The organism is Streptomyces sp. NPDC015131, assembly GCF_043079975.1.
Lineage (GTDB): Bacteria > Actinomycetota > Actinomycetes > Streptomycetales > Streptomycetaceae > Streptomyces.
Genome location: NZ_JBIBVB010000003.1, coordinates 390,400 through 410,405, shown reverse-complemented (window position 1 = coordinate 410,405; position 20,006 = coordinate 390,400). Strand labels below are relative to the sequence as shown.

The window sequence follows — 20,006 nt, the reverse complement described above, 5'->3', positions numbered from 1 at the left end:
GGTCACACCATCCCGAGCGACCGCTTCAGGAAGTCCACCTGGAGGAGGAGCAGGTTCTCGGCCACCTGCTCCTGCGGCGTCATATGGGTGACACCCGTCAGCGGCAGCACCTCATGGGGCCGCCCCGCCGCCAGCAGCGCCGACGACAGCTTCAGGGTGTGGGCGGCCACCACATTGTCGTCCGCCAGACCATGGATGATCATCAGCGGTCGGGCCGGGTTCTCCGGCGCCGACAGCCCGTCGTCGGTGATCAGCGAGTTCGCCGCGTACACCTCCGGCGCCTCCTGCGGCAGCCCCAGGTACCGCTCCATGTAGTGCGTGTCGTACAGCCGCAGGTCCGACATCGGCGCGCCCGCGACCGCCGCGTGGAACACGTCCGGCCGCCGCAGCACCGCCATCGCCGCCAGATACCCGCCGAACGACCAGCCCCGCATCGCCACCCGGTCCAGGTCCAGCGGGAAGCGGCCGGCCAGCCCCTGCAACGCCTCCACCTGGTCGTCCAGCGTCAGCGTCAGCCGGTTCTTGATCGCCTTCTCCCAGCCCGGCGACCGGCCCGGCGCGCCCCGCCCGTCCGCCACCACCACCGCGAAGCCCTGCTCGGCGAACCACTGCGAGGTCAGGTGCGGATTGTGCGCGGCCACCACCCGCTGCCCGTGCGGCCCGCCGTACGGGTCCAGCAGCACCGGCAGCGGGCCGTCCTCCGGCCGGTGGTCCCGCGGCAGCAGCACCGCGCACGGGATGCGGCGCGGGCCCGACTCGGTGAGCGTCAGCCGCGGCGACAGCACCGGCCGCTCCGCGTACGACGCCACCTCCGCCACCGGCTTGCCCTCGCGCAGCACCCGCACCGTCGTCCCCGGCTCGTCCGGCCGCGCCGACGCCAGCACCGTCACCGGCCCCGACCGGACCGCCGCGTGCACCCCCGGCCCCTCCGAGACCCGCTCCACGCCCCGCTCGCTCACCCGGTACACATGGACCTCGCCCAGCTCCGGGTCCGCGGCCTCCTCGCCCGCCGACGCCGACACCAGCACGTCGTCCCCGCCCACGTCCAGCACCGCCCGCACCTGGAGCTGCGGCCCGGTCAGCGCCCGGTCGCCGACCGCCAGCACCCGCGCCCCGCCCTCGTCGGCGACCCGCACCAGCCGCCCGTCCGGCGACCACCCCGGCACCCCACCGACCAGTTCCAGCCAATCCGGGTCCTCGTCCACATGGACCGTCCGGGTCGCCCCCGTCGCGGTGTCCACCGCCAGGTACAGCTGGGTGCGCTGGTCGCGCGCCTGCACCAGCAGGAGCGGCGCCCCGCCGGAGGACCAGTGGACCCGGGCCAGGTACGGGAAGCGCGTACGGTCCCAGGAGACCTCCGTACGCGTCCCGTCCAGCCCGAGCAGACACAGCGACACCTCCGCGTCGGCCGTGCCCGCCGCCGGATAGGCCACCTTCACCGGCTCCCGGTCCGGGTGCGCCGGGTCCGCGATCCACCACCGCCGCACCGGACGGTCGTCGGCCCGCGCGACCAGCAGCCGGTCCGACTCCGGCGACCACCAGAAGCCCCGGGAGCGGCCCATCTCCTCGGCCGCCACGAACTCCGCCAGCCCATAGGTGACGTGCCCGTCCTCCGGCTCGGCGAGCACCCGGTCGTCCTCGCCCCCGGCGCCCGCCACCCGCAGCGCGCCCCCGGTCACATAGGCGACCCACCGCCCGTCCGGGGACGGCCGCGGGTCGATCACCGGACCGGGAACCCGCAGTTCACGCGCCGTACCGGCCCTCAGCTCCGCCACGAACAGCCGCCCCGACAGGGCGAACGCCGCCAACTCGACGGCCCCGTCCACGGCGTAGCCCACGATGCCGCCCGCGCCCTCCCGGCTGCGCTCCCGGCGCGCCCGCTCCTCGGGCGACAACTCCTCCTCCGCGCCGCCCAGGAGCGCGTCCGGGTCGGCGGCGACGCGCTCACGGGCGCCGCCGTCCAGGTCGAGCACCCACAGCCGGTTCGCTCTGTCGGTGCCCGAGGGGGAGCGGAGGAACACGACCCGGGACCCGTCCGGCGAGACGGTGAACGCCCGGGGAACACCAAGGGTGTAGCGCTGAGTCCGTGCGTACTGGCGAGGGAATGAGAGCTGTTGCCTGGAGGTCATACGACCGAAACTAGCGGTCGTGCGCCCCCGTGTGCTGCTGTGCACCGATCGATGCGTGGGAACGGATAGTTATGATCCGTAGCGCCGGGTGGGTAGGTAACCTCCGGCACGCACATGCGTCCTGCCCTTGCTCCGCCCTGCCCGGTCCGGAACGAACACGTATGGAGGTGAACCGCCGTGGCACTCTCGATTTCGGCGGTGGTGCTGCTGGCGATCGTCGTCTTCCTGCTGATCCGGAAGTCCGGCCTCAAGACCGGCCACGCGGTCGTCTGCATGCTGCTCGGCTTCTACCTGGCGAGTTCCTCCATCGCCCCCACCATCAGTGAGCTGACCACCAACGTCGCCGGCATGATCGGCGGCATCAAGTTCTAGCGCGGCTTTCCCGGGACGGCCCTCTTAGAGTGTCCGTATGACGGAACTCCCATCCCGGCGTCTGCTCCTGGTGCACGCGCACCCGGACGACGAGTCGATCAACAACGGCACCACCATGGCCAAGTACGCCGCCGAGGGCGCCCACGTCACCCTGGTGACCTGCACCCTCGGCGAGGAGGGCGAGGTCATCCCGCCCGCCCTGGCCCACCTGGCGCCCGACCGGGAGAACCGTCTGGGACCCCACCGCGCCGGCGAACTGGCCGCCGCGATGAAGGAGCTGGGCGTCACCGACCACCGCTTCCTCGGCGGCCCCGGCCGCTACCGCGACTCCGGGATGATGGGCGCCGAGCAGAACCGCCGCCCCGGCGCCTTCTGGAGCGCGGACCCCGACGAGGCCGCCGCGCACCTCGTCGAGGTCGTCCGGTCCGTCCGCCCCCAGGTGCTGGTCACCTACGACCCCGACGGCGGCTACGGCCACCCCGACCACATCCAGGCCCACCGGGTCGCCGTGCGCGCCGCCGAACTGGCCGCCGAACCCGCCTTCCGGCGCGACCTCGGCGCCCCCCACGAGATCGTCAAGATCTACTGGAACCGGGTGCCGCGCACGGTCGCCGAGGAGGGCTTCGCCCGGCTGCGCGCCGAGGGCACCTTCCCCCGGGCCGGCGCGGTGGACGACATCCCCGGCGTGGTGGACGACGCGCTGGTCACCACCGCCGTCGCCGGGGCCGGGTACGCCGACCGGAAGCGGGCCGCCATGCGCGCGCACGCCACGCAGGTCGCGGTACGGGGCGACTTCTTCGCCCTCTCCAACGACCTGGGGCAGCCGCTGTTCGCCACCGAGTACTACCAGTTGGTACGGGGCAGCCTCGGCGCCCCGGCCGGCGCGCGCGAGGACGACCTGTTCGCCGGGGTGGCGTCATGAGCGGCGCTCCCAGGGCCGGGCGCGTCGCGGGCTTCGCCGGCCTGCTGCTGCTCGGGGCCGTGCTGGGCCTCGCCGGGGCACTGGTCCAGGGCGCCTGGTTCCCGGGCGGGCTGCTGCTGGCGCTGGCCGCCTGCGTGGGCCTGTTCTACGGCGGACTGCGCCTGATGGGCGGGCAGTTGGGGGTGGTCGTGCCGGGCGCCGGCTGGCTCGTCGCGGTCCTGCTGCTGAGCCTCGGCAGGCCCGAGGGCGACCAGGTGTTCTGGGGCGGACTGGCCGAGCTGCTGTACGTCCTCGGGGGCATGGCCGTCGCTGTGATGTGCGCCACCGTGCCGCGGCTTCCGTCCGGGGAGGGGCGGACCGGGGCTTCCGGCACCTGACGTGCCCTGACTTGGGCCGGAATGACCGGTCGGGTTCCTCCGGTCGTGGGATGCCCGGCGGCGGTGGCCAGTATGGTGGTGCGCGCCGCCGAGCGCCCGCACGTGTAAGAGCGGGCGGCGGAGCCAACCGGGAGAACCTGCTTTGAGTCGTGAAACTGACAGTTCGTCCTCCGGCCCCCAGGGGCGCGGCGGAGCCGCGTACCCCTCGGGTACCCCGCCGTACGGATCCCGCCAGTATCCGTCGCCGCACCCGACGCAGGACGCACCGGAGGAGGGCGCCGGAGCCGCCGTGCCGGAACCGGACGAGCCCAGGACCGAGACCACGCTGACCACCCGCATCCGGATCAACATCCCCGGATCGCGGCCCATCCCGCCGGTCGTCGTGCGCAAACCCGTCGCCGAGGGCGAGGGGCCCGCCACCGCGCCCGCCCCCCGCGCCGCCGAGCAGCGCCCGCCGGCCGCCGCCGAGGTGCCGAGGCCCGCGGAGGAGCCGAGGCCCGAGGAGGGGAAGCCCACCAGCGACTGGTTCGCCCCCCGCAAGCCCCCCGCCCCCGCGCCCGGCGCCACCCCCGCGCCCGGAACCCCGGCGCCCGGAAACCCCGCGCCCGCACACCCGGCGCCCGGCGCCCCCGCGCAGGGGCAGCCGCAGGCCGCCGGACGCCCGCCGGTCCCCGCGCCCGGCGGACCGCACGGCGGCCCCGCCCAGGGAGGCGGCCCGCGCCCGCACAGCGCCCTCACGGACCTGGCCGCCGACACGGTCGCCCCCGGCCCCCGCCCCGCGCAGCCGGACGGCCCCACCACCGGCCCGGCGACCGGCAGCATGGGCGCCGTGCCGTGGATGTCCGACGACACCGCCGTCCTGACGCCCCAGCAGCCCGCGCCCGAGCCGCCGTTCGAGCCCGGCCACCACCAGGGCCCGCCGGCCGGCGGCCATGTCTCGGGCGACACGCTCACCAGCGGCATCCCGGTCGTCCCGTCGGAGCACCGGTCCCCGTCGCCGTTCCCCGTCTCCGGCCCCGCGCAGGTCGCGGCCCCCGAGGGGTACGAGCCCGGGGACGGGCCCGGCACGGCCGCCCCCGAGCCCCCCGCACCCGCGCCCGCCCCGGCGCCGAAGCCCGCGCCGGCCCGCCCCGCCAAGAAGGGCCGCTCCAAGGTGGTCCTGCTGGGCGTGGCCGCCGTGGCGCTCACCGGCGTGGCCTACGGGGCCGGGCTGCTGCTCAACCACTCCGAGGTGCCCAAGGGCACCACCGTCCTCGGCGTCGACATCGGCGGCGGGACCAAGGAGGAGGCGGCCCAGAAGCTGGAGTCCGCCTTCGGCGACAAGGCGTCGGCCCCGCTCCGGCTCAGCGTGGGCGGCAAGAACGAGCAGCTCGCCCCGGACAAGGCCGGCCTCTCCCTGGACACCCAGGAGACCGTCCGCGGCGCCGCGGGGGCCGACTACAACCCCGTCTCCGTGATCGGCTCCCTCTTCGGCGGCGAGCGCGTCGCCCAGCCGGTGATCCTGGTCGACGAGGAGAAGCTGGGCGTCGCCCTCACCGACCTGGCGGGCGCCTCCGGCTCCGCCACCGAGGGCACGATCCGGTTCGAGAAGGGCGAGGCCGTCGCCGTACCGGGCAGGGCGGGCAAGACGCTGGACGTGCAGCGTTCGATGATCTCGGTACGGGACGCCTACCGCGCCCAGGTCGAGACCGGCCGCACCAACCCGGTCGAACTGCCCGTCGTCACCAAGGAACCGACCGTCACCCGGACCGAACTGGACCGGGCGATGAAGGAGTTCGCCGAGCCCGCCATGTCCGGCCTGGTGACCATCCGGGCGGGCGGCAAGGAGATCCAGTTCGGCCCCGACCGGTCGCTGCCGAAGATCCTCTCCATGAAGGCGATCAACGGCCGGCTGGTCGAGGTCTACGACAAGAAGGCCATCGACGAACTCCTCGACGGGGTCTTCGACGGCATCATGATCACCAAGGGCGACGGCAAGCAGCACGAGGTCTCCGCCGACGACGTGGCCAGCGCGATGCAGCAGGCCCTGCGCGGCAGGACGCCCGCCGAGCGCACCGGGACGATCGAGCTCGACCCCCAGGGCTGACACCGCCCCCGGCCCGCCACCAAGGCCCCCGCCCGCCCGGCGGGGGCCTTTCGGGTTCAATCCCGGCCCGCCCGGCATGCCGCGGCGGCCCGGGGGTTACCGGTGCCGACATGACCGCTCCGTCCCGCCCCCGCACCCTCGCAGCCGCCGCGGCCCTGTGCGCCGCCCTGGCCGCGGCCCCGCTCCTGACCGCCTGCGGCGACCAGGGGGAGACCCGCCCCGCCGCCGCACCGCCCTCCCCGGCCGGCAGCCCCACGGGCAGCCCGTCCCCCGGCGGGCGGACCCAGGACCAGGCCGAGCGGCAGGCGCTGCTCCAGGCCACCAAGGTCCCGTGGGACAAGGCGGCCGGCACGGCGGTCGCCGCCGTACCGCAGGGCCGGCTCGCCGACATCGAGCTGAAGTGGGCCCGCGCCACCACCGGCAGCCCCAGCCCCAGCCCCGGCCCGCGCACCCCCGAGTGGGAGGCCACGGTCGGCGCCCAGGACGGCACCGCGCACAGCGTCCGCGTCGACGCCGTCACCGGCAAGGTCACCGAGTCGCGGACCGATCCCGGCCAGGACGCGGAGGACAAGCAGGAGATGGCCGGCCTGCTCAAGGGCGCCACGGTGACCCCGCAGCAGGCCGTCAAGACCGCCACCGACCGCACCAAGGGCACCGTCACCGCCGTCCAGCTCGACGACACCGCCTGGTCCGTCGACATCGTCACCGGCGACTGGAACAAGACGACCTACGACATCGACGCCAAGAGCGGCTCGATCGTGCGGGAGCACGTGGACCGCGACTGACCTCCACCGCGCGGCCCCGCCTCAGTTGAGCAGGGCGCGGGCCGCGCGGGCCCGGTGGCGGACCGACTCCGCCACCGACGGCTCCACGGCCGCCACGACCTCCGCGTACGCGTCCATCTCCGCCGCGCCCGTCAGGAAGTCGCCCCGCTGCACCAGCAGCTGCGCCCGCTCGTACCGCAACCGCGCCGGGTGCGCCGGCAGCAGCAGGGACAGCTCCACCGCCCACAGCGCCACGTCCGAGCGCTCCGGGCGCGCCGAGGCCCAGGCGCGGATGTTGTTGAGGATCCGGCGCACCGTCTCCAGCGGGTCCGCGGGCGTCAGCATCGACGGCCGCAGCCGCTCCCCGGTCGCCCCCGCCACCAGCAGCTCGGCGTCCTCACCGGTCAGCGCCCGGCCCCCGGCGAACGGGTCCGCCAGCGCCTGCTCCTCCGGGTCGCCGAAGCCCACCACGAAGTGCCCGGGCAGGGCCACCCCGTACACCGGCGCCCCCGCCCGCCGCGCGACCTCCATCCACACCACCGACAGCAGGATCGGCAGGCCCCGGCGGCGCCGCAGCACCTCGGGCAGCAGCGACGACTCCAGCCGCTGGTAGTCGCCGGGCGTCCCGTGGAAGCCGCACCGCTCGCCGAGGAGCCCGGCCAGCGCGGCCACCCACGCGCGCGGCTCCCTCCGCCCGTACGGCAGCAGGCCGGCCAGCCGGTCCAGCTCCACCTCGGCCGCGTCCATCCCGGCCTGCCCCAGGTCCCCGTCCGCCTCCGCGCCCACCAGCAGGCACAGGGTCGCGAGGTCGGGCCGTTCCTCGCGGGCCTCCTCGGCGAACCGGCGGCGCCACTCGGTGCTGTGCATACCGCTCACGTACCCGCTCCGGGGGACCGGAAGTGGTGGTACCGGTGGTGGACGGCGAAGCCCATCCCGCCGTACAGGGCCGCGGCGGCGGTGTTGTCCTCCTCCACCTGGAGCCAGGCCGCCGACGCCCCCTCCTCCAGCGCCCGCCGCGCCAGCGCGGCCATCACCGCCGTACCGAGCCCCCGCCGCCGGAGCGCCGGGTCCACCTCCACGGCCATGAAGCCGGCCCACCGCCCGTCGACCACGCACCGCCCGATCGCGGCCGGCACGTCGCCGTCGCCCGGCAGGGTCGCGAACCACACCGACGGCCCGCCGCCCAGGACCCGCAGCACGTGCGGGCCCGCCTCGCCGGACCGGTTGTAGCGGCGCAACCAGTCCGCGTCCACGGACCGGGACAGCAGCACCCCGCCCGGCTCCGGCTCCGCGACCGGCGCCAGCGCCGCGATCCGCACCTCCGCGGTGACCTCCCGGCGCCAGCCCCGCTCCTCCAGCGCCGCGCACAGCGACTCCTGGGTGCCCTCCGCGCCCGTCGCGGCCTGGACGTACGCGGGCAGGCCCCGCTCCTCGTACCAGGCGCGCACCCGGGCCAGGGCGTCGTCCAGCGGCATCCCCGGATCACCGAGCGCCAGCACCGAGTTGGCCCGCCGGGTGAACGCACCCGCCGCCCGCAGGGTCCACCGGCCGAGCGGCTCGCTCTCCACCGGCGGCCAGGCCCGCGCGCCCAGCCGCGTCAGCTCCTCGAAACCGGCGGCGGGCCCCCGGCGACGCGCCGGGGCGGCGGGCACGACCTTGCCCGCGACCAGGGACGATTCCGGGATACGGACAGCCTCCCCGGTACGTCGTGTGATCAGCAGCACACCCTCGTCCCATGATGTGAGAACACCCACCGTGTCGGTGAACTTCTCCGGGTGTGCTCCAGGGTCGCTCAACCGGCGGACGGACACTCTTTTCCCCACGTCAGAGGGGGTGATCCGGACCTCCAGCCGTCCGCCCGCAGTGAATTCCACAGCTGTGTCCGCCCCTCCTGTTCGGTTCCGTCCCGAGAACGGAGATACTAGGGGCGGGCATCGACGACGCCGCGCTCCCGCGCAACCAGCCCTACCGAGGAGGAACGACCAGCGTGACCTACGTCATCGCGCAGCCTTGTGTCGACGTCAAGGACAAGGCGTGCATCGAGGAGTGCCCCGTCGACTGCATCTACGAGGGCCAGCGGTCCTTGTACATCCACCCGGACGAATGCGTCGACTGCGGTGCTTGTGAGCCGGTCTGCCCGGTCGAGGCCATCTTCTACGAGGACGACACTCCCGAGGAGTGGAAGGACTACTACAAGGCGAACGTCGAGTTCTTCGACGACCTCGGTTCGCCCGGTGGCGCCTCGAAGCTGGGCCTGATCGAGCGCGACCACCCCTTCGTCGCCGGACTGCCGCCGCAGAACGGCTGATCGCGCATCTCCGGTCCCGTACGGCCCCGCCGCTGTACGGGACCGACGCGTTTCACCCTTCGTACGAGAAAGCGAGCACCGTGTCCTCCCCCGTCTCCTCACGCCTCCCGGTCTTCCCGTGGGACAAGCTCGAGCCGTACAAGAAGACGGCCGCGGCCCACCCGGACGGCATCGTGGACCTGTCCGTGGGCACCCCGGTGGACCCCGTCCCCGAGGTGATCCGGCAGGCCCTGACGGCCGCGGCGGACTCGCCGGGCTACCCGACGGTGTGGGGCACCCCGGAGCTGCGCGACGCGCTCACCGGCTGGTGCGAGCGCCGCCTCGGGGCGCGGGGCCTCGGACACACCAACGTCCTGCCCGTCGTCGGGTCCAAGGAGCTGGTCGCCTGGCTGCCGACCCAGCTCGGCCTCGGCGCCGGCGACACGGTGGCGTACCCCCGGCTCGCCTACCCGACGTACGAGGTCGGCGCACGCCTCTGCGGTGCCACGCCGGTCGTGTACGACGACCCGACGGAGCTGGACCCGGCCGGGCTGAAGCTGCTGTGGCTGAACTCGCCGTCCAACCCGACCGGCAAGATCATCCCCAAGGACGAGCTGGTCCGGATCGTCGCCTGGGCCCGCGAGCACGGCGTCCTCGTCCTGAGCGACGAGTGCTACCTGGAGCTGGGCTGGGAGGCCGACCCGGTCTCGGTGCTGCACCCGGACGTGTGCGGCGGCTCGTACGAGGGCCTGGTCGCCGTCCACTCGCTGTCCAAGCGCTCCAACCTGGCCGGCTACCGGGCGGCGTTCGTCGCCGGTGACGCGGCCGTGCTGGGCGAGCTGCTCCAGATCCGCAAGCACGGCGGCATGATGACGCCTGCGCCCGTGCAGGCGGCCACCGTCGCCGCTCTGGCCGACGACACGCACGTCGCCGAGCAGCGGGCCCGGTACGCGGCCCGGCGCACCGCGCTGCGCACCGCGCTGGAGTCGCACGGCTTCCGGATCGAGCACAGCGAGGCGAGCCTCTACCTGTGGGCGACCCGCGACGAGCCCTGCTGGGAGACGGTGGCGTACCTGGCCTCCCTCGGCATCCTGGTCGCGCCCGGCGACTTCTACGGCGTGGCGGGGGAGCGGTTCGTCCGGGTGGCGTTCACGGCCACCGACGAGCGGGTCGAGGCCGCGGTCAAGCGGCTGGGCTGAGACGTGCGAAGGGCCCGGGGAGCGGCTCCCCGGGCCCTTTCGTACGGTCGCGGCTACTGGCCGAGCGCCGGGAGGGTCCTGACGGGCAGCTCCGCCGGTACGCCGCCGCCGAGCGCGTCGGTGGGCGCGGCGCCCGCGGCGGCGCCGACGACCTCACCGGCGCTGCCGGCCGCGTCACCGGCGGCCTTCTGGGCGGCCGGCGTGGCGGTCCCGCCGGTCTCGGCGACGGTCTGGCCCGCGGCGGGCACGGCCTGCTCGACCGCCCGGCCGCCGGCCGCGCCCACCATGCCGGTGGTGCCGGTGGAGGCCCCGCCGAGGGTCTCGGTCGCCGAGGCGGTGTCCAGGCTGCTGAGGCCGCTGGAGGCGTTGGGGAGGTCCACGGCGCTTGCGGAGCCGGCCGCACCGACCACGGGAGCTGCGCCCGCTGCGATCAGCAGCGCGGCACGGGCGATCCGACGGGTCAGGGGGAGGGACATGATGCTCCTTGAACGTTGACTGTGGTGCCTGTCCGACGATCGGACGCTGTGACAACCGCTCGGAGGGCGGGGGAGGTTGCGGTGGCCCAAGGTAAAGAGTTGGTAATGCGTCGCATTATCGGCTCCCCCTAAAACCGGGCAAACGCCGCCCCCGAAAAACCGTCACTCCCCAAGCACCGCAAGGCAGTTGGGAAGCCACCCGGAAGAATCCCGCGACACTTGCCCGCCCATGCTCCGCCACCCCGATCGAGTGAGCGCCCGTACGCGCGTTCCGCACCCGCGAGACGGCCGGGCGGGGCCGTGCAGGGTCGCCCCCGCAGAAGCCGGCGGCGACGCGCGGTCACCGAACCGGCCGGGCGCCCCGCCGGCTTCGAGGAGGTGAGCCCGGAGGGGCCACGCCCCCACCCACGTACAGAGGCGCTCCCCGGCACGAGCCGCACGCGGGAGACACGCCCCGCCGGCACCTACCGCCCGACGGGCCACCCGGACGACAAACCTGTCCCCAATCGGGCCCCGGCGCGAGCCGCACACCGAAGACCCACCCCCTTCCGGGACCTACCGCGACCGGGCCACCCGGATGCGGACCGTGTCGGCGGGCGCCGAACCGTCCTCCGCCGGGCGCCAGCCGCCCTCCGCGTCCGCCGCGCTCCAGACGCGGCCCGCGTACGCCACCTCCGCCAGCCCGAGCGCGTCGGCCCGGGCGACCGCCCACTGGGCCAGCTCCCAGCCGGCCCGCGACCCGCCGCCCGGCGCGGCGGCCTCGGGCCCGGCCGCGCCGGACACGGGCGCGCGCACCGGCACCGCGAGGTCCGCCGCCCCGTCACCAGCCGCCGCGTCACCACCCGCCGCCGAGGCCGCCGGCGCGCCGAACGCCCGCCGCAGCTCCGCCCGGACCTTCGCCGGGTCGCCCGCGCGCACCGGCCCGCTCCCGGTGGCGCACCGCAGCGAGGCGGGCGCCCGCCCGGTGAGCGCGGCGGCCAGCAGCGCGGCGTCCGGCTCGTGCTTGGCGTACGCCTGCGGGAAACCGCTGCGCTGGACGCGCTGCGCCGCGACGGTCAGCGGCAGCCGCGAGTACCCCGGCACCTCGGCGAGGTGGTCGTAGAACTTCCCGGCCGAGAACACCGGGTCGAGGATCTGCGCCTCGGTGCCCCACCCCTGCGAGGGGCGCTGCTGGAACAGGCCGAGCGAGTCGCGGTCGCCGTACCGGATGTTGCGCAGCGCCGACTCCTGGAGGGCGGTCGCCAGCGCGATGGTGACGGCCCGCTCGGGCATCCCGCGCGAGGTCCCGACGGCGGAGATCGTGGCGGCGTTCGACGCCTGCTCGGGGGTGAAGCGGTAGGTGTGGCCGTCACTGCCCACGACACAGTGGGGTGCGTCCTTCTCGCCCGTCGCGTACTGCACGGCCACATACGCGACGACCGCGAGGAGAACGGCCAGCGCGACGGCGGCCCTCAGGCGGCGAGGACGGGTGGAATCGGACGTGGCTTCGGACACGGAGCCCACCGTACTGGAGCCCGGGTTAGGCTCGGCACCATGTCCGAAACCACGCCCGCCGCCACGCTGGACCTCGCGCAGGACGGTCCCGCGCTCACCGCCGCGCTCGTCGACTTCCCGTCCGTCAGCGGCACCGAGAAGCCCCTCGCCGACGCCGTCGAGCGCGCGCTGCGGGCGCTGCCGCACCTGACCGTCGACCGGTACGGCAACAACGTCGTGGCCCGCACGCACCTGGGCCGCGCCGAGCGGGTCGTCCTGGCCGGGCACATCGACACGGTGCCGATCGCGGACAACGTCCCCTCCCGGCTGGACGAGAACGGCGTCCTGTGGGGCTGCGGCACCTCGGACATGAAGTCGGGCGTCGCGGTCCAGCTCCGTATCGCCGCGACCGTCCCCGAGCCCAACCGCGACCTGACCTTCGTGTTCTACGACAACGAGGAGGTCGCCGCCCACCTCAACGGCCTCGGGCACATCGCCGAGGCGCACCCCGACTGGCTGGAGGGCGACTTCGCCATCCTCCTGGAGCCGTCGATGGGCGAGGTCGAGGGCGGCTGCCAGGGCACGCTCCGCGTCCACCTGCGCACCAAGGGCGAGCGGGCCCACTCGGCGCGCAGCTGGATGGGGTCCAACGCGGTGCACGCCGCCGCGCCCATCCTCGCGAGGCTCGCCGCCTACGAGCCGCGCCGCCCGGTGATCGACGGCCTGGAGTACCACGAGGGCCTCAACGCCGTGGGGATCGAGGGCGGCGTCGCCACCAACGTCATCCCCGACGAGTGCACCGTGATCGTCAATTACCGCTACGCCCCGGACCGCACCATGGCGGAGGCCGAGGCGCACGTACGGGAGGTGTTCGCGGACTGCGGCGTGGACGAGTTCGTGGTGGACGACCACACCGGCGGCGCGCTGCCGGGGCTGTCACACCCGGCCGCGGCGGCGTTCATGAAGGCGGTCGGCGGGGTGGCCAAGCCGAAGTTCGGCTGGACCGACGTGTCCCGCTTCAGCGCCCTGGGCGTGCCCGCGGTGAACTACGGACCGGGCGACCCGCTCTTCGCGCACAAGCGGGACGAGCACGTCGTGGTCGAGCGGATCACCCACTGTGAACGGCGACTGTACGACTGGCTCACTGCCTGACCTCCGTAATTTCGCCTTTTGTCACGTCCGCCGTCCTACCCTGATCGAGCAACGATGTTCAGCGGAGGGAGCGGATCATGGGCAACCCCGAGGCCGAGGCCGAAGGACTGCGAGCGCTGGCCGAGCAGCGGCTGGGGCCGGTACTGCGCCGCCGGGAGCAGGTCCAGCCCGGCACCACCGATCAGCGGCTGCTGGACACCGCGGGCGACTCCGAGTGGGTGCACACCGACCCGTGGCGCGTGATGCGCATCCAGTCGGAGTTCGTGGAGGGCTTCGGCGCGCTCGCCGAACTGCCCAGCGCGATCAGTGTGTTCGGCTCGGCCCGTACGCCGGCGGGCACGCCGGAGTACGAGGCGGGCGTCCGGCTCGGCCGGGCGCTGGTGGAGGCGGGCTTCGCGGTGATCACCGGCGGCGGTCCGGGCGCGATGGAGGCGGCGAACAAGGGCGCCCGGGAGGCGAAGGGCGTCTCCGTGGGGCTCGGCATCGAGCTGCCCTTCGAGCAGGGGCTGAACCCGCACGTCGACATCGGGGTCAACTTCCGCTACTTCTTCGTGCGGAAGACGATGTTCGTCAAGTACGCCCAGGGCTTCGTGGTCCTGCCGGGCGGGCTCGGCACCCTGGACGAGCTGTTCGAGGCGCTGACCCTGGTGCAGACGCGGAAGGTCACCCGCTTCCCGATCGTGCTGTTCGGCACGGCGTACTGGTCCGGGCTGGTCGACTGGCTGCGCGACACGGTGATCGCGCAGGGCAAGGCGTCGGAGCGGGACCTGCTGCTGTTCCACGTCACGGACGACGTGGAGGAGGCGGTCGCCCTGGTCAGCAAGGAGACCGGCCCCAAGATCCACGAGACGCCGTAGGGCCCTGCGGGCGCGCTACGCCAGGCCCCGGCGGGCGACCGCCGGGGCGCGGTGCCCCGCGATGGACGCCACCATGTCCAGCACCTGCCGGGTCTCGGCGACCTCGTGGACGCGGTACACCCGCGCGCCCAGCCACGCCGAGACGGCCGTCGTCGCGAGCGTCCCCAGCACCCGCTCCTTGACCGGCCGGTCGAGGGTCTCGCCGACGAAGTCCTTGTTGGACAGCGACACCAGCACCGGCCAGCCCGTCTCCGCCATCTCGCCCAGCCGGCGCGTGGCCTCCAGGCTGTGCCGGGTGTTCTTGCCGAAGTCGTGACCCGGGTCGATCATGATGCCGTCCCGGCGTACGCCCAGCTCCACGGCGCGCTCCGCCAGGCCGAGCGTGACCCGCAGGATGTCGGCCATCACGTCGTCGTACGCGACCCGGTGCGGCCGGGTGCGGGGCTCCGCGCCGCCCGCGTGCGTGCAGACCAGCCCGGCGCCGTACCGGGCGGCGACCTCCGCGAGCTTCGGGTCGACCCCGCCCCAGGCGTCGTTGAGCACGTCGGCGCCTGCCTCGCAGACCGCCTCGCCGACGTCGTGCCGCCAGGTGTCGACGCTGATCACCACGTCCGGGAACCGCCGGCGCACCTCGGCGACGAAGCCGACCGTGCGGCGCGCCTCCTCGGCGGCGGTCACCTCCTCGCCCGGCCCGGCCTTGACCCCGCCGATGTCGATGATCGCGGCGCCCTCGGCGACCGCCTGCTCGACCCGGGCGAGCGCGGGCTCGTCACGGAAGGTGGCGCCCTGGTCGTAGAAGGAGTCCGGGGTCCGGTTCACGATGGCCATGATCACCGGCTCGTGCGGCCCGAACTCACGCCGTCCCAAGCGCAGCATCCCGTTGCTCCTCCTCGTCTTCCGTCGCCTGCGACCTTAACCGTCAGTGCCGCATGGCACGATCGGCACCGTCGGGTTTTCGCTCCGGGTGGAGAGGCACGGTCGTGTTCTGGTTCTTGGCTGTAGCGATGGTGGTGGTCGTGGCCGCGGTCACGCTCGCCGTGATCGGCGGCGGGGAGCGTGCCGTGCTCCCGGACGTGCCGCCCGAGCACACGGTGGACCCCCTGCCCCTGACTCGGCCCGTCACCCGTGCCGACGTCGACGCGCTGCGGCTGCCGCTGGCCCCGCGTGGCTACCGGATGGCCGAGGTGGACGACGCGCTGGGCCGGCTCGGCGCCGAACTGGCCGAGCGGGACGCCCGGATCGCCGACCTGGAGGACGCCCTGGCGGAGGCCCGGGCGGCGGCGCCCGGGCGGGGCGGCGGCGCGGCCGGCGAGGCCCATGGCGGCCCGGCCGCCGGTGAGGACGAGCGGTGACCGGGGGAGCCGTGGCCGGACCCGACGGCAGGCTCCGCTGCCCCTGGGGCGTGTCCACCGAGGACTATGTGCGCTACCACGACGAGGAGTGGGGCCGCCCGGTCCACGGCGACGACGCCCTCTTCGAGCGGCTGTGCCTGGAGGCGTTCCAGTCGGGCCTGTCCTGGATCACCATCCTGCGCCGCCGCGAGGGGTTCCGCCGGGCCTTCGACGGCTTCCGCATCGCCGCCGTCGCCGGGTTCACCGACACCGACCGGAGCCGGCTGCTCGCCGACACCGGGATCATCCGCAACCGCGCCAAGATCGACGCGACCCTCGCCAACGCGCGCGTGCTGGCCGGCTGGGCGCCCGGTGAGCTGGACGCCCTGATCTGGTCCCACGCCCCCGACCCGGCGGCCCGCCCGGCGCCCCGTACCGTCGCCGACGTCCCGGCGGTCACCCCCGAGTCGGCGGCCCTGGCCAAGACGCTCAAGAAGCGGGGCCTGCGGTTCGTCGGCCCCACCACGGCGTACGCCCTGATGCAGGCGTGCGGCCTGGTCGACGACCACCTCGCCGACTGCGCCGCCCGCGCCGGCGCCCTCGCCTGACCCGGCCGCCGCCCGCAGCCGGCCGCCGCCCGCAGCCGACCCCGCCCGCCGCCGACTCCGGCCGGCCGGGCCGCCCGCGGGGTCAGCGCCCCACGTACTTCGGCTTCTCCTTGGCGAGGAAGGCCCGCACCGCGATGCCGTGGTCCTCGGAGGCACCCGCCCGCGTCTGGAGCTCGTCCTCCTTGTCCAGCGACTCGTCCAGGGTGTGCGCCGCGCCGTACGCCAGGGACTCCTTCAGCGCCGCGTACGCCAGGGTCGGCCCCGCCGCGAAGGTGCGGGCGACCGACTCCGCCTCCGCCGCCAGGTCGGCGGCCGGGACCAGCCGGGTGGCGATGCCCAGCTCGTACGCCTCCCGCGCCGGGATCGAGCGCGGGAAGAACAGCAGGTCGGCCGCGCGGCCCGGGCCGACCACCCGGGGCAGCGTCCAGGAGACGCCCGAGTCGGCGGTGAGCGCCACGCCCGCGAAGGAGGTGTTGAAGGACGCGGTGTCGGCGACCACCCGGTAGTCCGCCGCCAGCGCGAAGCCCAGGCCCGCGCCCGCCGCCACGCCGTTGACCCCGGCGATGACCGGCTTGGGCATGCCCGCGATGGCGCGGACGATCGGGTTGTAGTGCTCGCGCACGGTGCTCATGGTGTGCTCGGTGCCGAGCAGCGACACATGCTCCTTGAGGTCCTGGCCCACGCAGAACGCCTTGCCTGTCGCGGTCAGCAGGACGGCCCGTACGCCGTCGTCCTCCGCCGCCGCGCGGAGCGAGTCCCGCAGCGCGATCTTGGCCTGGACATTCAGGGCGTTCATGGCGTCGGGGCGGTTGAGCGTGATCGTGGCGAGTCCGTCGGCCACCTCGTACAGCACGGTGTCGGCCATGAGTGGGGTCCCCTTTGCGCTCCGGCGGTGATGTCCCGCCCAGCATGGCGGAGATCATCGCGCCCGGACACGCGCCCGGACATGTGACCTGCGTCTAACAATGCGGGTCCCGGGCCGTGGGTGCGGCGGCGAAGTATCGCAGGCGTATCGCCGAAATGGACGGTTTTGCGAGAGCGCGTTGCCCAAGCGATGCCGACCGATGTTGGTCATCGGGTCCTGCCATGCGGGATAATGACCTGGAAGCAATGTGTTCGATGCCGGTGATGCGTGCCCATGCCAGAGGGCCGTCGGCGACGATGAGCTGGTTTCAGGAAGGGGAACGAGCATGGCGGCCATGAAGCCGCGGACGGGCGACGGCCCGCTCGAGGTGACCAAGGAGGGGCGGGGCATCGTCATGCGCGTTCCGCTCGAAGGCGGCGGTCGGCTTGTCGTCGAGCTGACCCCGGACGAGGCCGACGCGCTCGGCGACGCACTGAAGAAGGTCGTCGGCTGAGGCGGACGGCCCCCGGTTTTTCCGGAAGCCCCGGCGGTACGCGGCGACGCGAGCGGTCCGGGGCTTCCGCGCGTCCGCAGGCCGCACGGAGGCGTACGCCCCTGGTACGAGCCCCGCAGGCCATACGCCCTCCGCGCCCGTCAGCCGCGCCGCACCGCGCACAGCAGTCCGTCGCCCACCGGCAGCAGCGCCGGCACCAGCTCCTGGCTCTCCCGCACCGCCCGCAGTAGCTCCCGCACCCGCAGCACCTCCACCGGCTGGGCCGCCGAGTCGACCGTACGCCCGTCGGCGAAGACGCCCTCGAAGCAGACCAGCCCGCCCGGCCGCAGCAGGCGCAACGATTCAGCCAGGTACTCCAGGCCCTCCGACCGGTCGCCGTCGCAGAAGACCAGGTCGTACCCGCCGTCCGCGAGCCGCGGCAGCACGTCCAGCGCCCGGCCGGGGATGAAGCGCGCCCGGTTCCCGGCGAAGCCGGCCGCCCGGAACGCCTGCTTGGCGAACTGCTGGCGCTCCGGCTCGGTGTCCACGGTGGTCAGGACCCCGTCGGGCCGCATGCCCTCCAGCAGGTAGATCCCCGACACCCCGGTGCCGGTGCCGATCTCCGCCACCGCCTTGGCGTCCGCCGTGGCCGCCAGCAGACGCAGGCTCGCGCCGGTGCCCGGTGACACCGAGGGCAGCCCCGCGTCCCGGGCCCGGTCACGGGCCCAGCGCAGCGCTTCGTCCTCGGCGACAAAGGCGTCGGCGAACGCCCAGCTCGTCTGCCGGTTGGCGGTAATGACCCTCTCCTGTCCCCGTAGTTGGCGCAACGGTGACTGTAGCCGTTCGGGCCCGGGAACCCGCAGATGGGACCACGCGTTCAGGAGAGGTGGGGGGAGCACATGGATCAAGAGCCGAAGACGGTCCCAAATTCACGTAAAGATTCTTATCCGGAGCTAACGGGCGAGGTGGCTATGGTAGGGGCTCCACTGGACACCACCAGAGCCGACAGGGGAGGTGCGGCTGAGCCTGTGGATCGGGGAGGAGTGCTGCGGCGCCTTCTCAGGTCGGCGGGTGAGCCGAAATCCGTGACCGACACCGCTGACCGTTCCATGCCCGCCGACTTCGCACCCACCACCGCGACCTTCGCCCCGGATGCGGAATCGCAGGCGTGGACTCCGCCCTCGTGGGAGGAGATCGTCAGCACGCACAGTGGCCGGGTCTACCGCCTCGCCTACCGTCTGACCGGCAATCAGCACGACGCCGAGGACCTCACCCAGGAGGTCTTCGTCCGCGTCTTCCGCTCGCTGTCGACCTACACGCCCGGCACCTTCGAGGGCTGGCTGCACCGCATCACCACCAACCTCTTCCTGGACATGGTGCGCCGCAAGCAGCGCATCCGCTTCGACGCCCTCGGCGACGACGCGGCGGAGCGGCTGCCGAGCCGCGAGCCGTCGCCGCAGCAGGTCTTCCACGACACGCATTTCGACGCCGACGTCCAGCAGGCCCTCGACACCCTGGCCCCCGAGTTCCGCGCCGCCGTCGTGCTGTGCGACATCGAGGGACTGTCGTACGAGGAGATCGCCGCGACCCTCGGCGTCAAGCTCGGCACCGTCCGCAGCCGCATCCACCGCGGCCGGTCGCACCTGCGCAAGGCCCTCAAGCACCGGTCGCCCGAGGCCCGGGCGGGGCAGCGCACCCTCGCGGTGGTGGGAGCGGAGGGCGGACCGGCGTGAGCGGCACACGTCCGACCCCCGCGGAACAGCACCTGGGGGACCGTCTCGCCGCGCTCGTCGACGGCGAGCTGGGCCATGACGCCCGCGAGCGGGTCCTCGCCCACCTGGCCACCTGCCCCAAGTGCAAGGCCGAGGCCGACGCGCAGCGCCGGCTGAAGAGCGTCTTCGCCCAGACCGCCCCGCCGCCGCCCTCCGAGGGGCTGCTCGCCCGCCTCCAGGGCCTGCCCGGCGTCGGTCCCGGTGACGACGACCGGGGCGGCCCTTTCGGCGGTGACGGCTCCTTCGGCGCGAGACCCGGCACCCTCGGTCACGCCGGGGGACCGGACACGGGCTTCCGCATCCACGAGGTGGGCCGCCATGATGCGGAGCGGTCCCCGTGGCGGGGGCGGAGGTTCGCCTTCGCGGCCGCCAGCGCGGTGTCGTTCGCGGCCATCGCTCTGGGCGGCGCGCTGCCCACGGCCGCGACCGTGGACGCGCGCGGCGACGGCACGGGCAACACCGTGACCCCGCTGCGCTCGCCCGGCCAGGCCCAGAAGAGCAACGCGAGCACCGGGAGCCCGGGCACCGGCGAGAGCACCCGCCGCCGCGCGGGCGGCTCCGGCCCGGCGCGCGCGGTGGACCGGCCGGTGGCACCGCTGTCCGCGCTGCCGCTGCACGCGGTGCGGCGGCCCGGGGCGCCGCCCTTTCCGCCCGCCGCCTCCGCACCCGGCGTGATGAGCGCGCTCAACACCGCGATGCCCGCCCCGCTGATCCGCCCTACGGGTCCGGAGCTGCGCCTGGCCACCGCCCACGGCCTCGCCCCGGCGGCCACCCCGTCCCCCAGCTCGCTGCCGCTGCCCGCGGGCCGCTGACCCCGGCCCCCTGCGCGGTGGGGCGCCGACCTGGTTGAATCCTGCGCAGGGG

The 20,006-nt window shown here is 74.5% G+C and carries 22 protein-coding genes; 14 read left to right on the top strand and 8 right to left on the bottom strand.

Going from position 1 to position 20,006, the window contains the following annotated elements:
• Positions 1 to 2: 2 nt before the first annotated feature.
• Positions 3 to 2,129 (bottom strand): alpha/beta fold hydrolase, encoded by a 2,127-nt coding sequence (locus ACF08D_RS13245; protein WP_392222707.1) that lies wholly within the window; start codon positions 2,127 to 2,129, stop codon positions 3 to 5.
• Between the two features lie 177 nt (positions 2,130 to 2,306).
• Between ACF08D_RS13245 and ACF08D_RS13240 the strand changes: the two genes are divergently transcribed.
• The 5 genes from ACF08D_RS13240 to ACF08D_RS13220 all read left to right on the top strand — a co-directional run bounded on the left by ACF08D_RS13240 (position 2,307) and on the right by ACF08D_RS13220 (position 6,671).
• A complete protein-coding gene (locus ACF08D_RS13240) occupies positions 2,307 to 2,501 on the top strand; it encodes a hypothetical protein (RefSeq protein WP_392222706.1) in 195 nt (64 codons plus the stop codon).
• A gap of 37 nt (positions 2,502 to 2,538) precedes the next feature.
• Positions 2,539 to 3,423, top strand: a complete 885-nt coding sequence (gene mshB / locus ACF08D_RS13235) for an N-acetyl-1-D-myo-inositol-2-amino-2-deoxy-alpha-D-glucopyranoside deacetylase (RefSeq protein ID WP_392222705.1) — start codon at positions 2,539 to 2,541, stop codon at positions 3,421 to 3,423.
• Positions 3,420 to 3,800 (top strand): DUF6113 family protein, encoded by a 381-nt coding sequence (locus ACF08D_RS13230; protein WP_392222704.1) that lies wholly within the window; start codon positions 3,420 to 3,422, stop codon positions 3,798 to 3,800. Before mshB ends, ACF08D_RS13230 begins: the two co-directional genes overlap by 4 nt.
• 289 nt (positions 3,801 to 4,089) lie before the next feature.
• A complete protein-coding gene (locus ACF08D_RS13225; RefSeq protein WP_392222703.1) occupies positions 4,090 to 5,886 on the top strand; it encodes a hypothetical protein in 1,797 nt (598 codons plus the stop codon).
• A gap of 110 nt (positions 5,887 to 5,996) precedes the next feature.
• Positions 5,997 to 6,671: a PepSY domain-containing protein gene (locus ACF08D_RS13220; RefSeq protein ID WP_392222702.1), complete on the top strand. Its 675-nt coding sequence runs from the start codon at positions 5,997 to 5,999 to the stop codon at positions 6,669 to 6,671.
• 21 nt (positions 6,672 to 6,692) lie between these two features.
• Here ACF08D_RS13220 and ACF08D_RS13215 read toward each other — a convergent pair whose 3' ends face one another.
• A complete protein-coding gene (locus ACF08D_RS13215; protein ID WP_392222701.1) occupies positions 6,693 to 7,517 on the bottom strand; it encodes a tetratricopeptide repeat protein in 825 nt (274 codons plus the stop codon).
• A gap of 5 nt (positions 7,518 to 7,522) precedes the next feature.
• Positions 7,523 to 8,524, bottom strand: coding sequence for a GNAT family N-acetyltransferase (locus ACF08D_RS13210; protein ID WP_392222700.1), 1,002 nt, complete (start codon positions 8,522 to 8,524; stop codon positions 7,523 to 7,525).
• A gap of 113 nt (positions 8,525 to 8,637) precedes the next feature.
• Here ACF08D_RS13210 and fdxA point away from each other — a divergent pair, with 113 nt between their 5' ends.
• Complete coding sequence (fdxA, locus tag ACF08D_RS13205; RefSeq protein WP_351644388.1) at positions 8,638 to 8,958, top strand: ferredoxin; 321 nt, start codon at positions 8,638 to 8,640, stop codon at positions 8,956 to 8,958.
• Between the two features lie 80 nt (positions 8,959 to 9,038).
• Entirely contained in the window at positions 9,039 to 10,136 is a 1,098-nt protein-coding gene (locus tag ACF08D_RS13200; RefSeq protein ID WP_392222699.1) for a bifunctional succinyldiaminopimelate transaminase/glutamate-prephenate aminotransferase, read from the top strand.
• Positions 10,137 to 10,189: 53 nt separating this feature from the next.
• Here the strand turns inward: ACF08D_RS13200 and ACF08D_RS13195 are convergent, their stop codons facing one another.
• Together ACF08D_RS13195 and ACF08D_RS13190 are read right to left on the bottom strand one after the other, a co-directional pair.
• Entirely contained in the window at positions 10,190 to 10,612 is a 423-nt protein-coding gene (locus ACF08D_RS13195; RefSeq protein ID WP_392222698.1) for an ATP-binding protein, read from the bottom strand.
• A gap of 555 nt (positions 10,613 to 11,167) precedes the next feature.
• A complete protein-coding gene (locus tag ACF08D_RS13190) occupies positions 11,168 to 12,115 on the bottom strand; it encodes a hypothetical protein (protein WP_392222697.1) in 948 nt (315 codons plus the stop codon).
• A 30-nt stretch (positions 12,116 to 12,145) separates the two neighbouring features.
• Here ACF08D_RS13190 and dapE point away from each other — a divergent pair, with 30 nt between their 5' ends.
• A complete protein-coding gene (dapE, locus tag ACF08D_RS13185; RefSeq protein ID WP_392222696.1) occupies positions 12,146 to 13,237 on the top strand; it encodes a succinyl-diaminopimelate desuccinylase in 1,092 nt (363 codons plus the stop codon).
• Between the two features lie 77 nt (positions 13,238 to 13,314).
• On the top strand, positions 13,315 to 14,094 hold the full coding sequence (locus tag ACF08D_RS13180; RefSeq protein WP_392222695.1) for a TIGR00730 family Rossman fold protein: 780 nt from the start codon (positions 13,315 to 13,317) through the stop codon (positions 14,092 to 14,094).
• A gap of 15 nt (positions 14,095 to 14,109) precedes the next feature.
• On the opposite strand, the gene folP is transcribed toward ACF08D_RS13180, so the two are convergent.
• Positions 14,110 to 14,970 carry a dihydropteroate synthase gene (gene folP, locus ACF08D_RS13175; protein ID WP_392222694.1) on the bottom strand — a complete coding sequence of 287 codons (861 nt, stop codon included), beginning with the start codon at positions 14,968 to 14,970 and terminating at the stop codon, positions 14,110 to 14,112.
• 53 nt (positions 14,971 to 15,023) lie between these two features.
• Between folP and ACF08D_RS13170 the strand changes: the two genes are divergently transcribed.
• Together ACF08D_RS13170 and ACF08D_RS13165 are read left to right on the top strand one after the other, a co-directional pair.
• Entirely contained in the window at positions 15,024 to 15,446 is a 423-nt protein-coding gene (locus tag ACF08D_RS13170) for a DivIVA domain-containing protein (RefSeq protein ID WP_392222693.1), read from the top strand.
• Positions 15,443 to 16,033: a DNA-3-methyladenine glycosylase I gene (locus ACF08D_RS13165; protein ID WP_392222692.1), complete on the top strand. Its 591-nt coding sequence runs from the start codon at positions 15,443 to 15,445 to the stop codon at positions 16,031 to 16,033. Before ACF08D_RS13170 ends, ACF08D_RS13165 begins: the two co-directional genes overlap by 4 nt.
• A gap of 82 nt (positions 16,034 to 16,115) precedes the next feature.
• Here ACF08D_RS13165 and ACF08D_RS13160 read toward each other — a convergent pair whose 3' ends face one another.
• Positions 16,116 to 16,898: an enoyl-CoA hydratase/isomerase family protein gene (locus tag ACF08D_RS13160; protein ID WP_392222691.1), complete on the bottom strand. Its 783-nt coding sequence runs from the start codon at positions 16,896 to 16,898 to the stop codon at positions 16,116 to 16,118.
• Positions 16,899 to 17,223: 325 nt separating this feature from the next.
• Here ACF08D_RS13160 and ACF08D_RS13155 point away from each other — a divergent pair, with 325 nt between their 5' ends.
• Positions 17,224 to 17,391: a DUF3117 domain-containing protein gene (locus tag ACF08D_RS13155; protein ID WP_003966491.1), complete on the top strand. Its 168-nt coding sequence runs from the start codon at positions 17,224 to 17,226 to the stop codon at positions 17,389 to 17,391.
• Positions 17,392 to 17,531: 140 nt separating this feature from the next.
• Here the strand turns inward: ACF08D_RS13155 and ACF08D_RS13150 are convergent, their stop codons facing one another.
• Complete coding sequence (locus ACF08D_RS13150) at positions 17,532 to 18,197, bottom strand: O-methyltransferase (protein ID WP_392222690.1); 666 nt, start codon at positions 18,195 to 18,197, stop codon at positions 17,532 to 17,534.
• Between the two features lie 144 nt (positions 18,198 to 18,341).
• Here ACF08D_RS13150 and sigE point away from each other — a divergent pair, with 144 nt between their 5' ends.
• Positions 18,342 to 19,103, top strand: coding sequence for an RNA polymerase sigma factor SigE (gene sigE / locus ACF08D_RS13145; RefSeq protein WP_392222689.1), 762 nt, complete (start codon positions 18,342 to 18,344; stop codon positions 19,101 to 19,103).
• Positions 19,100 to 19,954 (top strand): anti-sigma factor family protein, encoded by an 855-nt coding sequence (locus ACF08D_RS13140; RefSeq protein ID WP_392222688.1) that lies wholly within the window; start codon positions 19,100 to 19,102, stop codon positions 19,952 to 19,954. The genes sigE and ACF08D_RS13140 overlap by 4 nt, the downstream gene beginning before the upstream one ends.
• Positions 19,955 to 20,006 lie beyond the last annotated feature (52 nt).

Excerpts from the sequence above, each read along its gene's own strand:
- ACF08D_RS13170 (WP_392222693.1), top strand. The coding sequence starts at position 15,024 with ATGGCACGATCGGCACCGTCGGGTTTTCGCTCCGGGTGGAGAGGCACG.
- mshB (WP_392222705.1), top strand. The coding sequence starts at position 2,539 with ATGACGGAACTCCCATCCCGGCGTCTGCTCCTGGTGCACGCGCACCCG.
- folP (WP_392222694.1), bottom strand. The coding sequence starts at position 14,970 with ATGCTGCGCTTGGGACGGCGTGAGTTCGGGCCGCACGAGCCGGTGATC.
- ACF08D_RS13220 (WP_392222702.1), top strand. The coding sequence starts at position 5,997 with ATGACCGCTCCGTCCCGCCCCCGCACCCTCGCAGCCGCCGCGGCCCTG.
- ACF08D_RS13195 (WP_392222698.1), bottom strand. The coding sequence starts at position 10,612 with ATGTCCCTCCCCCTGACCCGTCGGATCGCCCGTGCCGCGCTGCTGATC.
- ACF08D_RS13180 (WP_392222695.1), top strand. The coding sequence starts at position 13,315 with ATGGGCAACCCCGAGGCCGAGGCCGAAGGACTGCGAGCGCTGGCCGAG.
- ACF08D_RS13230 (WP_392222704.1), top strand. The coding sequence starts at position 3,420 with ATGAGCGGCGCTCCCAGGGCCGGGCGCGTCGCGGGCTTCGCCGGCCTG.
- sigE (WP_392222689.1), top strand. The coding sequence starts at position 18,342 with ATGGTAGGGGCTCCACTGGACACCACCAGAGCCGACAGGGGAGGTGCG.
- ACF08D_RS13245 (WP_392222707.1), bottom strand. The coding sequence starts at position 2,129 with ATGACCTCCAGGCAACAGCTCTCATTCCCTCGCCAGTACGCACGGACT.
- ACF08D_RS13215 (WP_392222701.1), bottom strand. The coding sequence starts at position 7,517 with ATGCACAGCACCGAGTGGCGCCGCCGGTTCGCCGAGGAGGCCCGCGAG.
- ACF08D_RS13155 (WP_003966491.1), top strand. The coding sequence starts at position 17,224 with ATGGCGGCCATGAAGCCGCGGACGGGCGACGGCCCGCTCGAGGTGACC.
- dapE (WP_392222696.1), top strand. The coding sequence starts at position 12,146 with ATGTCCGAAACCACGCCCGCCGCCACGCTGGACCTCGCGCAGGACGGT.
- ACF08D_RS13160 (WP_392222691.1), bottom strand. The coding sequence starts at position 16,898 with ATGGCCGACACCGTGCTGTACGAGGTGGCCGACGGACTCGCCACGATC.